At 72.6% G+C, this 11,905-nt stretch carries 8 protein-coding genes and 1 pseudogene; 2 read left to right on the forward strand and 7 right to left on the reverse strand.

The window, feature by feature from the left end:
- Positions 1-199 precede the first annotated feature (199 nt).
- The 5 genes from ACIA8O_RS02955 to bioB form a co-directional block, all read right to left on the reverse strand.
- The gene (locus tag ACIA8O_RS02955) at positions 200-667 is read right to left on the reverse strand and encodes a hypothetical protein (RefSeq protein WP_396291729.1); all 468 of its coding nucleotides are present in this window, start codon (positions 665-667) and stop codon (positions 200-202) included.
- A gap of 103 nt (positions 668-770) precedes the next feature.
- A complete protein-coding gene (locus ACIA8O_RS02960; RefSeq protein WP_396291730.1) occupies positions 771-2,087 on the reverse strand; it encodes a hypothetical protein in 1,317 nt (438 codons plus the stop codon).
- 20 nt (positions 2,088-2,107) lie between these two features.
- On the reverse strand, positions 2,108-2,848 hold the full coding sequence (bioD, locus tag ACIA8O_RS02965) for a dethiobiotin synthase (protein WP_396291731.1): 741 nt from the start codon (positions 2,846-2,848) through the stop codon (positions 2,108-2,110).
- Positions 2,849-2,869: 21 nt separating this feature from the next.
- The gene (locus ACIA8O_RS02970; RefSeq protein ID WP_396291732.1) at positions 2,870-4,144 is read right to left on the reverse strand and encodes an adenosylmethionine--8-amino-7-oxononanoate transaminase; all 1,275 of its coding nucleotides are present in this window, start codon (positions 4,142-4,144) and stop codon (positions 2,870-2,872) included.
- 18 nt (positions 4,145-4,162) lie between these two features.
- Entirely contained in the window at positions 4,163-5,389 is a 1,227-nt protein-coding gene (bioB, locus tag ACIA8O_RS02975; RefSeq protein ID WP_396291733.1) for a biotin synthase BioB, read from the reverse strand.
- Between the two features lie 189 nt (positions 5,390-5,578).
- Here bioB and ACIA8O_RS02980 point away from each other — a divergent pair, with 189 nt between their 5' ends.
- Positions 5,579-6,298 (forward strand): hypothetical protein, encoded by a 720-nt coding sequence (locus ACIA8O_RS02980; RefSeq protein ID WP_396291734.1) that lies wholly within the window; start codon positions 5,579-5,581, stop codon positions 6,296-6,298.
- Between the two features lie 64 nt (positions 6,299-6,362).
- Here ACIA8O_RS02980 and ACIA8O_RS02985 read toward each other — a convergent pair.
- Positions 6,363-8,546 (reverse strand): annotated as a pseudogene (locus ACIA8O_RS02985) (RICIN domain-containing protein).
- A 31-nt stretch (positions 8,547-8,577) separates the two neighbouring features.
- Positions 8,578-10,467 (reverse strand): glycoside hydrolase family 3 protein, encoded by a 1,890-nt coding sequence (locus tag ACIA8O_RS02990; protein WP_396291735.1) that lies wholly within the window; start codon positions 10,465-10,467, stop codon positions 8,578-8,580.
- 253 nt (positions 10,468-10,720) lie between these two features.
- Here ACIA8O_RS02990 and ACIA8O_RS02995 point away from each other — a divergent pair.
- Positions 10,721-11,905: C40 family peptidase (locus ACIA8O_RS02995; RefSeq protein ID WP_396291736.1), on the forward strand; the 1,185-nt coding region annotated here is incomplete at its 3' end.

The following is an 11,905-nucleotide window of genomic DNA, read 5'->3' on the forward strand; positions in this document are numbered from 1 at the left end:
TGTGACGGATTCCTGGCGGGAGGGGGCATGCCGCAACCGCGGCGGAGTGCCGCTGCGGTGATGGATTCGGATCCGGGTCCTCCCCTGCCCCCGAAGAAGATCAACGACACTGTCGATCATGAGTCACGCCCTTGGGCCGGGAGGAATCCGCCGCGCGGACCGGACCGTCGGACGACGAAGGCCCGGTCCGTCCCCGGCGTCAGCCGAGCCGCTGGCCCCCGGCGATGCGTCGGCGCCACCACACCTGGGGGTACCACTGCCGCTCGTAGGCGAACGGGTCCGGCAGCGTGCGCGCGAGGTACCGGGCGTCCAGCGGGGCGATACGGGCGATCAGTTCGGCCCGGGCGCGGTGGGGCAGTCGTTCCAGTACCGCGTCGAGGACGTCGCGGGCGTGCCGGACGTCGTGCAGGGAACAGCCGGGGCACCCGCAGTCGTCAAGCTCCGGGTAGAGCGGTCGGCGGCCGGGGCGCAGGAAGGACCGGTACCGCCTCAGCGCGGTGTCCGTTGCGCTCGGGAAGACGTCGGGATCGTCCGAGAGCTCCTCCACGCGGTGGATCGCCAGACTGGTCCGCGTCGACAGCCCGTGGATCCGCTCGGGAGGCGGGGAGTTCCAGACGCGCGGGGCGTGCTGTTCGGTGCGGAGCGCACCGGGCCGGCTACGGGGCATCGGCCTTTCGGTAGCTGATCACCCGGGTACGGTAGCGCCTTCCCGTACCGGTCCGCAGCCGATTTTCGGCCGGACGTGGGGGAGTTCACCAGGTACGGCGGTGTCAGTTGATCGTCCAGCGGTGCAGGGCGCCGTCGACCAGGGCGGCCAACTCGCCGGTGTGGCGGTGGTGGTGGGTGGGGTGGAAGCCGAGGACGGTGGCGAGGCGGGCGCCGTCGGTGGGGTCCCAGACGGTGAGGCCGTTGCCGTCGGAGGCCAGCAGGAGGCCGTCGGCGCAGAAGAAGGGGCCGTCGGGGCCGGCGAAGGCGGTGAGGCGGAGGGGGGTGTTGAGGGCGCCGGTGAGGTCGTCGACGTGGAGGACCAGCGCGCCGGGGCGGAGCCAGGCGCTGTCGTCGCCGAGGCCGCCGAGGGCGAGGCGGTTCTCGTCCAGCCAGACCGTCGGGCGGTTCCAGAGGTAGTCGGCTGTGAGGGGATCGCGCCGGGTCGGGCCGTCATCGCTCTCGTAGGGGTTCTCGGTGAGCCAGCGGTGCAGGCTCCAGAGGGAGGGGGCGCCGACGGGCTGCCAGATCCAGCCGTCGTCGGCGATCCGGTGGCCGTCGGGGCTGAGGTGGAGGGCGCCGTGGAAGTAGTCCAGGGAGCGGTCCTCGTCGAGGTCACGGGCCGTCAGGAGGGTGCCGTCCGCGGGGTCGGAGACGTCGAGACGGTTCCAGTCGGTGCGGTGGACCAGCAGGGTCCGGCCCTGGTGCTCGGTGAAGGCGAGCGAGAACGGGACGGTGTAGGTCTTGTAGGTGCCGCCGGAGAGGTTCATGGTGACGGCGCCGGTGGTGAGGTCGAGGACCTGGCCGAGGGACTCCTCGCCCACGTGGTCCTGGACCACGGCGGCATACCGGCCGTCCGCGCTCGCGTGCAGGCGGAGCACGGGGGCCGTGCTGCCCCACGTCCGTGCGTCCGGCGGCAGGGCGACCGTGGTGCGGGCGAGCTGCTGCCAGTGCTCGTCGCCGGGGTGCCAGCGGACGAGGGTGCCGTCGGCGAGGAGGAGCAGCCAGCCGCCGGTCCGACCGCCGGGCGCGAGGTCGGTGACCGGGCCGAGGGCGGCGGGCAGCGGTGAGCGCACCACGGTCGGGTCGGTCGGGCGTGGGCGTTCGACGGGGCCGGGGTGGCCGCGGGTGCCGAGCAGGCCGCGGGTGACGGCGTCGGCACAGGGGGCACAGAGCGGGGTCACCCGGACCATCGGGCCGACGTCGGTCGGCGGGACGCAGTCCTGGCAGACCCGGGCCTGGCCGGTGCCGTCGCCGGTGAACTGCACGTACTGGTAGAGCGGTTCGGTCGTGGTGAGCAGGTGCTCGCAGACCGGGACCGGTGCCGACGTCAGGTCATGGCCGCAGGCGGGCGTGGCGGTGGTCCCCCGTGGATCGTTCACGGGGGCGAGTAGAGCACGGCTCAGGCGTGATCGGCAGTGAATTGCGCGGCGTCCCAGACGCCGCCGAGGGCGGGTGCGAGGGCGGACGCGGCGAGGGCGGGGAAGGAAGGCGTGTCCGGGGCGCCGTGCGGGAGGGCACCGAGGAGGGGGGCGCCGGCGGCGGTCGGGAGGTCGGCGAGGTTGCAGCGCATGGCGAGGTCGGGGGCGGCGGGCCAGCTGCCGATGACCACGCCGAGGGAGGTGAGGCCGCGGGCGCGCAGGGCCTCGGCGGTGAGGGTGGTGGTGTTGAGGGTGCCGAGGCCGGCGGTGGCGACCAGCAGGACCTCGACCTCCAGGCCGAGGGCGGCGGTGGCCCGTGCCATGTCGGCGAGGGTCTCCCCGGCCGGGTTGTAGCGGACCAGCAGGCCGCCCGCGCCTTCGACCAGGACCAGGTCGTGGTCGGCGGCGAGCGCCGCGGCCTCGGCGGCCGCCTCGGCGGCGGTCAGCGGCGGCAGGCCGGAGCGCCGGGCGGCGGTCTCGGGGGCCAGCGGATCGGGGTAGCGGGCGAGTTCGCGCAGGGTCACGTGCGGGCCGGCCAGCCGGCCGACCTCCTCGGCGTCGCCCGGCTCGCCGGGTGCGACGCCGGTCTGACCGGGCTTCAGCACCGCCACCGAGGGGGCGAGTGCGGCGACGGCGGCGGTGACGGCGGTCTTGCCGACCTCGGTGCCGGTGCCGGTGACGAACAGGACGGTGCCGGGGCGGCGGGTCTGACGGGTGTTCACGGAAGCCTCGATGAAGGGGGGTCAGCCGGCGGCAGCGGCGGCGGTCACGGCGGCCGTGATCCGGGCCAGCTCCGCGTCGGAGGTGACGTACGGCGGCATGGTGTAGACGAGGTCGCGGAACGGCCGCAGCCAGACGCCCTCGCGGGCGGCGGCCTCGGTGGCGGCGCGCATGTCGACGGGGTGGTCGAGCTGGACGACGCCGATCGCGCCGAGCACCCGGACGTCCTGGACGCCCGGGACGGCGGCGGCTCCGGCGAGGCCCTCGCGCAGGCCGGTCTCCAGCCGCTTGACCTCGGTGCGCCAGTCCTGGGAGAGCAGCAGCTCGATCGAGGCGTTGGCGACGGCGGAGGCCAGCGGGTTGCCCATGAAGGTCGGGCCGTGGGCCAGCACCGGGACCTCGCCCCGGCTGATGCCGTCGGCGATCCGGGAGGTGCACAGGGTGGCGGCCATCGAGAGGTAACCGCCCGTCAGGGCCTTGCCGAGGCAGAGCACGTCGGGGGAGACGCCCGCGTGGTCGGCGGCGAAGAGCTCGCCGGTGCGGCCGAAGCCGGTGGCGATCTCGTCGAAGACCAGCAGCACGTCGTGGCGGTCGCAGACCTCGCGGAGGACGCGCAGGTACTCGGGGGAGTGGAAGCGCATGCCGCCCGCGCCCTGCACCACCGGCTCGACGATCACGGCGGCCAGCGTGTCGGCGTGCTCGGCGACCGCCTGCTCCAGCCGGTCCGCGTACGCCTGCTCGAACTCCACTGGGGGCTCCGGGACGAAGACCTGACCCGGCAGCACCCCGCCCCAGAGCGAGTGCATCCCGCCCTCGGGGTCGCAGACCGACATGGGGTGGAAGGTGTCGCCGTGGTAGCCGCCGCGCCAGGTCAGCAGGCGCTGCTTGGCGGGGCGGCCGATCGAGCGCCAGTACTGCAGGCACATCTTCATCGCGACCTCGACCGCGACCGAGCCCGAGTCCGAGAGGAACACGTGCCGCAGCGGCTCCGGGGTGATCTCCACCAGCCGGGCGGCCAGCCGGACGGCCGGCTCGTGGGTGAGCCCGCCGAACATCACGTGGCTCATCCGGCCGAGCTGGTCGGTGACGGCGGCGTCCAGCACCGGGTGCCGGTAGCCGTGGATCGCGGCCCACCAGGAGGACATGCCGTCGATCAGCTCGTGGTGCCCGGCCACCGGTTCGGCCATCCGGAGCCGGACCCCGGCGGCGGACTCCACCACGTAGGGGGTGGCGGTGCCGGGCATCGGGCCGTACGGGTGCCAGACGTGGGCGCGGTCGAGGTCGAGAAGGTTGTGCATGTGATGAGGGGTCAGTTCCTAGGCGTTGGGCGCCAGTTCGGTGCCCGCGCCGCGGCGGCGGACCCGGACCAGGTCGGGCTGGGGCTCGTCGTTGGCCGCGGTGGCCTGGGACGGGACGGGGGCGGAGTGCCCGCCGCAGGGGCCGCAGCCGCCGCCGGTGCCGCAGGCGTGGGCGCCCTCGGAGCCCGAGGCGTCCGTCGAGCAGACCGAGCCGCAGCCGCCGCCACCGCCCGTCACCTCGGAGCGGTGCTTGGGCAGGGTGGCCTCGCCGGCGCCCTCCACCTCGAAGCCCGCGTCGGCGATCATGTCGAGGTCGGCCTGGCCGGCCTGGCCCTCGCTGGTGAGGTAGTCGCCGAGGAAGATCGAGTTGGCGATGTGCAGGCCGAGCGGCTGCATCGAGCGCAGGTGCACCTCGCGGCCGCCGGCGATCCGGACCTCGACGTCCGGGCAGACGAAGCGGACCATGGCGAGGATGCGCAGGCAGCGCTGCGGGGTGAGGTTCCACTCCTTGGCCAGCGGGGTGCCCTCGAAGGGGATCAGGAAGTTGACCGGCACCGAGTCGGAGCCGATCTCGCGCAGCGCGTAGACCACGTCGACCAGGTCCTCGTCGCTCTCGCCCATGCCGGCGATCAGGCCGGAGCAGGCGGACAGGCCCGCGCCGTGCGCCTTCTGGACGGTGTCCACCCGGTCCGCGTAGGTGTGGGTGGTGGTGATGTCCCCGTAGGTGGCCTCGGAGGTGTTGAGGTTGTGGTTGTAGGCGTCCGCCCCGGCCGCCTTCAGGCGCTCGGCCTGGTTGTCGGAGAGCAGGCCCAGGCAGGCGCAGACCTCGACGGCCTCGTTGGCGTCCTTGATGGCGGCGATGGTGTCGGCGACGCGGTCGATGTCGCGGTCCGTCGGGCCGCGGCCGCTGGCGACCAGGCAGACCCGCTTGGCGCCGCCGGCCAGTCCGGCGGCGGCCGCCTCGGCCGCCTGCTCGGGCTTGAGCCAGGTGTACTTGAGGATCTCCGCCTTGGAGCCGAGCCGCTGGGAGCAGTAGTTGCAGTCCTCCGGGCAGAGACCGCTCTTGAGGTTCACCAGGTAGTTGAGCTTGACCCGGCGGCCGAACCACTGACGGCGGACCCGCCCGGCGGCCGCGACCACGTCCAGCAACTCGTCGTCGGTGGTGGCGAGTACGGCCAGTGCCTCCTCCCGGGTGGGGAGTTCCCGGCGCAGGCCCTTGGCGGTGAGGGTGTCGAGCAGATCCATGGCCTTGATCCTGCCCGGGTGACGTCGCGTCGCGCCAGAGGGAACCCACCAAGAACAGGGCCTCGGAGGTGTGCGAGTTGTCACAGTTCCGCCATCCGGCGATCGGCTCTGCGCCATCGGGCGGTCGGTCGCGGCGTGGCGGTGACCCGGATGCGGACGTGGTCGGATCATCCGCTTAGAATCTGCGCCATGACCACGCAGGGGGAGCGCCAGAACCGCCGGGTCCGGGGCCGCCGCCGCCGGATCATCGCCCTGTGCACCGTCGGAGGCGTGGCCGTCGCCGTGGGCGTGGTGGTGGCCGAGTCGGGCGACTGGCTGCCGGGCGCCGGACGGACCACCAAGGAGGGCCTCAGCGCGGTGCCGGCCGACGCCGGCCCGCCGACCCAGCCGCTGACGGAGGAGCAGCTCTTCACCGTCGAGCGCTACTTCCCCGGCGGCCGCGGGGTCGACAACGGCGGCTTCAAGGCCCGCCGCACGGCCGCCCGCCAGGGCCAGGACTGCGCGGAGGTGCTGGCGGACAAGGGCCAGGACGTGCTCAAGGACACCAACTGCCACGCCTACGTCTCGGTCAGCTACACCCAGGACGGCAACCAGGTGGTGAGCAGCGTCACGGTGCTGCGCTTCCCCGACGAGGCCTCGGCCCAGCAGGCCGAGAAGGCGCTGGTGACCAACACCGAGGCGATCGCCTTCGTGCCGCCGGACCCGGGCGTCCTCCCGACGCCCTCCGGCTCCCCGCCGCCCGCCGCGGGCGCCCAGCGGACCAGCACCCAGGTGGACGCGGTCGGCCACTACCTGACCGTCACCGCCTCGCGCTTCGCCGACCCGGCCTCCGCGGCGGCCCCCGCGGCCCTGGACGAGGCCACCCGGGCCGTGGGGTACACGGCCCGGGCGCCCTTCGTCTGGCTCTGAGGGTTCCGCACCCGGCCCTGACGGGCCGTCAGCGGCCTCGGCGAGCTCGGCGGCCCCGGCGGCCTCAGGGGTAGCTGACCAGGTTGGCGACGTTGGTGGTGGAGTTCGACGGGCCGCCGGTGGAGTTCACCACGTGGGCGATGGTGCCGGTGCCGCCGAGCGAGACGGTCACCATGTCGTGGAACCGCACCCCGCTGCGCTGGGGCGCCTCGATCGCGTGCTCGGCCACCACGCTCGGGTTGACGTTGAAGTAGCAGTAGCTGCCCAGGCCCCAGGCCTCGTGCGAGGTCACCGAGTCGGCCACCTTGTAGGCGGCGTAGCCCCGGGTGGCGCCGTTCTGCCAGGCGGCCTGGTTCGGCGGGTCGTAGGGCATCTCGTTCTGGAAGAAGTAGGTGCGGCCGCCGTTGCCGTTCCACACCACCTGGTGCTGCTGGTAGTGCTCGACGAAGAGCCCGTACATGGTGACGGCGGTGCCGTTGACGGTCAGTCCGGTGGCGGCGGTGTTGGCCGTCCAGCCGACGCCGCTGCCGTGGTCGGCGCGCCAGATCTAGGTGTGGTCCCCGATCACGTCGGAACTGTTCACCACCAGGCTCTGGGTCGCCCTGCCGACGCCCGCGCCGCCGATCCGGAAGAACACGTCGTGCAGGGAGGCCGGGTTGGCCGTGTGGCGGACGGCGGAGCCGGCCGGGCCGAGCTGGAGCAGCACGGGGGAGTTGACCGGACCGGCGTCGAAGAGCACGCCGGCGATCTTCACCCCGTCCACGTCGGCGACGGTCATCGCGGCGATGCCGTTGTCCGGGATCAGGGTGGCCAGGCCGAGGCCGAGGACCACGGTGTCCGGCCGGGTCACGTTCAGCGTCTGGTCGAGGTGGTAGACGCCGGGGGTGACGAGCAGGTGCTTGCCCTGGCCGAGCGCGGCGTTGATCTGGGCGGCGGTGGCGCCGGGCTTGACCACGTAGAACTGGTCGATCGGCAGCGAGCTGCCCGGCTGGCTGCCCGAACTCCAGGAGGTGCCGGTGGAGTTGGTGCGCAGTGCCGGTACGAAGACCCGGTACGCGCCGGCCGCGTCCACGTAGAGGAAGGGCTTCTCGCGGACCACGGGGGTCTGCGCCACGGTGGTGTACGGCGGGCTGGGGAAGGTGTTGGCAGGGGCGTTGACGTCGCCGACGAAGACCATGTTCCAGTTGGAGCCCGTCCAGCTGCCCCACTGGGAGTTGCGGGAGAGCCACTGCTGCTGGGAGCCGGAGCGGACCTGGCCGTCGATCAGGCTGTCGGCCAGCAGGCCGCCGCTGGACCAGCCGCCGTCGTCCAGCTGGAGGTTGCCGCGCACGTGCATCCGGCGGTAGGGGGCGGCCTGCGAGACGGCCCAGCGGTCGCTGCCGGAGGGCGGGTTGACGGAGAGGCCCTCGGCGGAGCGCCAGAAGTTCTGGGTGGCGTTGCCCTGGAACCAGTCGGCCTCGGCGTGCACCCCGCCGTTGATGGTGACGGCGTCGGGGGTGAGGCCTAGGCCGGCGACCTGGGTGTAGAAGCCGACGTTGGCGTCGACGTCGTAGGTACCGGGCTTGAAGAGCAGCGCGTACCGCTGGGCGCCGAACTGGTTGGTCTCCTGCTGCTGGAAGACCGAGTTCAGCTTGGCCTGGACGGTGGCGGCGGGCATCGAGGGGTCGAAGACGGCCACGTTCGGCCCGAGGTCCGGATTGCCGGGGTTGCCCGGGTCGCTGCCGGCGCCGAAGGAGAAGGACTGCGCGGCGGTGCCGTTGCAGGCGTACTGCTGGAGCACCACCGAGTCGGCGGTGGAGGCGGACGGCACGTCCAGGCACTTGCCGCTGTTGCGGTTGACGAAGTGGTACGAGCCGCCGCCCTCGTCCACCGGCAGCCACTGCTGGTTGGCGCCGCCGCCCCAGGTCCAGAGCTGCACCTTGGCGCCGTCGGCGGTGGAGACGCCGGTGACGTCCCAGACCTTGGTGGCGTCGTTGGCGTTGGCGATCCGGACGTGGCCGCCGTCGGTGGGCAGCAGCTGCCACTGCTGGGCGGTGGTCGCGTTGCAGGAGTACTGCTGGACGGCGGTGCCGTTGGCGGTGGCGGCCGCCGCGGCGTCCACGCAGCGGCCGCTGTTGCGGTTGACCACCGTGGTCCAGCCGGTGGGGGTGGCCGCCTCCGCGCTGGTGGGGGTCAGCACGGAGGCGGGGGCGAGCAGCGTGGCGGCGGTCAACAGCGGTATGCCGTAGCGCCGTTGCGATGTCCTCATGGAGGTGGGGGCTCCTGACTGGATGGCGGGATCAGCGGCCGGTGGTGAGGCCGAAGCCGTAGCGGAACAGCGGGTCGTAGGACGGGTCGCCGATGTTCAGCGGCTCCTGGGCCTCGCTGCGCGGCCAGCTGACCGGGAGCTTCCCGGAGTAGCGGCGCGCGCCGAACAGCGCGTCGGCCACCCCGCCGCCCTCGCTGCCGGGCAGCCAGGACATCACGAAGGCGTCCATCGACGGGAGTCGGTCGGTGACGATCTGCGGGCGGCCCGCCACGTCCAGCACCACACAGGTGGGCACGGCGGCGCAGACCTTGTCGACGGTGGCCCGGTCGGCGGCGGAGAGCTCCAGGGTGTGCCCGTTGTTGCCGACGTCGCCCATGCCCTCGGCGTACGGGGTCTCGCCGACCACCACGACGCCGACCTCCGCACCGCCGACGGGAGCGGAGGCGTCCGCGCTGTAGACGGCGGAGGGGGCGTACTCGCGGATGCCCTCCAGGATGGTGGTGGCGGGGATGGTGTCGCCGGAGGCGCCCTGCCAGGTGACGGTCCAACCACCGGCCTGGTTACCGGGGTTGTCGGCGTTGACGCCCGCGACGTAGATGGCGTCGGTGCGCCTGAGCGGCAGCGCGCCGTGCTCGTTCTTCAGCAGCACCTGGGACTTGGCGACGGCCTCCCGGGCCACCGCCCGGTGCTCGGGCGAACCGATCGCGGACTGGTACCGCCGGTCGGTGAACGGGTGCTCGAACAGGCCGAGTTCGAACTTGGCCCGGAGGATCCGGCGGACGGCGTCGTCGATCCGGGACCGCGCCACCCGGCCCTCGTTCACCTCGGTGAGCAGGGCCTGCTCGAACTTCTCGGCGCTGTACGGCACCATGAACATGTCCATCCCGGCGTTGACCGCGGTGCGCACCTGCGTCGGGTAGTCGCCCGGGAGTTGGTTGATCGCGTCCCAGTCGCTGATCAGGAAGCCGTCGAAGCCGGTCTTCTGCTTGAGCACCTCGGTGAGCAGCTCGTGGTTGGCGCTCATCTTCACCGGGTTGCCCAGGCCGTCCTCGGTCCAGTCCACGCTGGAGTAGGAGGGCATGATCGAGCCGACCCGGTGCCGCTGCACCGCCGTCACGTACGGCGCCAGGTCGATCCGGCGGAAGCGTTCGCGGGAGGTGACGGTGACGCCCTGGTCCAGCTTGTAGCTGCCGGCCGAGGAGCCGTAGGCGGTCGAGCCGTCGCCGGCGTAGTGCTTCACGGTGGCCAGCACCCGGTCGGGGCGGTCGAGTTGGGAGCCGCGGTGGCCCTGGAAGCCGTCGATCTGGGTCTCCATGGAGCTCACCAGCTCGGGCGTCTCGCCGAAGCTCTCGTAGGTGCGGCCCCAGCGGTCGTCCCGGGCCACGCAGACGCACGGGGCGAAGACCCACTGCGGGCCGGTCGCGCGGGTCTCGATCGCGGTGATGTGGGCGGCCCTGCGGGCGAGTTCGGGGTCGCGGGTGGCGCCGAGGGCGATGTTGTGCGGGAAGACGGTGGCGCCCACCAGGTTCCCGTGGCCGTGCACCGAGTCCACGCCGTAGATCAGCGGGATGCCCAACCTGGTCTCCAGCGCCCGGCGTTGGTAGCCGTCCACCATGTCGGCCCAGGCGGCCGGGGTGTTGGCGGCGGGGGTGGAGCCGCCACCGGAGAGCAGCGAGCCGAGGGCCAGCGTGGTGATCCTCGCCGGGTCGCCGTCCACGGCGTTGCGCTCGGCCTGGGTCATCTGGCCGACCTTCTCGGCCAGGGTCATCCGGGCCAGCAGGTCCTCGACCCGGCGTTCGACCGGTTTCCTCGGGTCCCGGTAGGCCGGGCCCGCGGTCGCTGACGCCGTGACGGGGAGGGCGGAGACGGCGATGGTGGCGGCGGTGAGCAGGGCTCCGCCGAGCAGGGGGCGCCGGTGCATGCGGATGTCTCTCCAGTCCTGGGTGGGGTGCCGGAGGTGCGATGTCAGGAGCATGTAAGCAGAGTCCTGAAAGCGTTGGTAAGGGGTCGGGGCGCTCTTTTTTCATGACTTGAACTTAACCGTGAAGTAATGCCTGGTCAGATGACGGGCCGTCAAGGGGCTACCCGTGGTTGGTGTGCGGTGCTTGAATGCGCACCACCAAGCCAACCCCACGACAGCTCGGGACGGTTCCGTGACTACGCGCGTAACACCCTTGGCACACTGGCTCCTTCGTCCACTGCGCACCGCAGCCCTGCTCTCGGTGCTCGCCTCCTTCGCGGTCTTCTTCGCCGGCGTCCAGCCGGCCGAGGCCGCCCCCACCTGCGGCGTCCTCTCCTCCGGCGCGGCCACCCAGGCCGTCGCCGCCGTCAACGCCGCCTGTGGCCAGATCGGCACCCCCTACTCCTGGGGCGGCGGCCACGGCAGCCAGCCCGGCCCGAGCTACGGCATCTGCGACGCCTCCAACGGCGCGCCGGACGACTGCCACGTGCGCGGGCTCGACTGCTCCGGCTTCGTCCGCTACGCCTACTACCTGGCGGTCGGCGCCGACGTCATCAACGGCACCACCTACACCCAGTGGCCCTCCTCGCGCGCGGTGGCCCGCTACTACCGCTCCGACGGCACCGCGCCGCTGCTCCCCGGCGACCTGGTGTTCTTCGGCGGCTCGCCCTCCACCATCCACCACGTCGCGATGTACCTGGGCAACGGCTACATCGTGGAGGCCCCGTACTCCGGCGGCTACGTCCAGGTCGCCGCGCTCTCCTCGCACGGCGACTACTACGGCGCGATCCGCCTCTACGGCCCCGGCGGCGGCAGCCCCAACCCGCCGACCACGCCCGGCCAGTACTGGGTCGACACCTTCGCCAACGCCCCGGTCTACGGCTCGCCGACCTCCACCACCCAGACCGGCACGCTGTACCAGGGCACCAACTACGTGTTCTGCAAGGCGTGGGGGCGTGAGGTGGCGTCGGGTTCCTCGTTCAACCACTGGTGGCTGAAGACCGATCCGGACGTCGGGCCGGGTGGTCAGTGGGTGTCGGCGTTCTACCTGTCGCGCTGGGGCAACGACGTGGCCAAGGACAACAACGGCACCGTCATCCCGGACTGCGCGGGCGGCGGGGCCCCGCCGGCCACCGGCAAGTACTGGGTGGACACCTTCTCGAACGCCTCGGTCTTCGCCTCGCCGTCCTCCACCAGTGCCACGGGCACGCTGTACCAGGGCACCAACTACGTGTTCTGCAAGGCGTGGGGGCGTGAGGTGGCGTCGGGTTCCTCGTTCAACCACTGGTGGCTGAGGACGGACCCGGACGTCGGGCCGGGTGGTCAGTGGGTGTCGGCGTTCTACCTGTCGCGCTGGGGCAACGACGTGGCCAAGGACAACAACGGCACCGTCATCCCG

This window comes from Kitasatospora sp. NPDC051853 (genome assembly GCF_044452665.1).
Lineage (GTDB): Bacteria > Actinomycetota > Actinomycetes > Streptomycetales > Streptomycetaceae > Kitasatospora.

Coding starts and splice junctions, on each gene's coding strand:
- ACIA8O_RS02955 (WP_396291729.1), bottom strand. CDS start 667: ATGCCCCGTAGCCGGCCCGGTGCGCTCCGCACCGAACAGCACGCCCCG.
- ACIA8O_RS02970 (WP_396291732.1), bottom strand. CDS start 4,144: ATGCACAACCTTCTCGACCTCGACCGCGCCCACGTCTGGCACCCGTAC.
- bioB (WP_396291733.1), bottom strand. CDS start 5,389: ATGGATCTGCTCGACACCCTCACCGCCAAGGGCCTGCGCCGGGAACTC.
- ACIA8O_RS02980 (WP_396291734.1), top strand. CDS start 5,579: ATGACCACGCAGGGGGAGCGCCAGAACCGCCGGGTCCGGGGCCGCCGC.
- ACIA8O_RS02990 (WP_396291735.1), bottom strand. CDS start 10,467: ATGCACCGGCGCCCCCTGCTCGGCGGAGCCCTGCTCACCGCCGCCACC.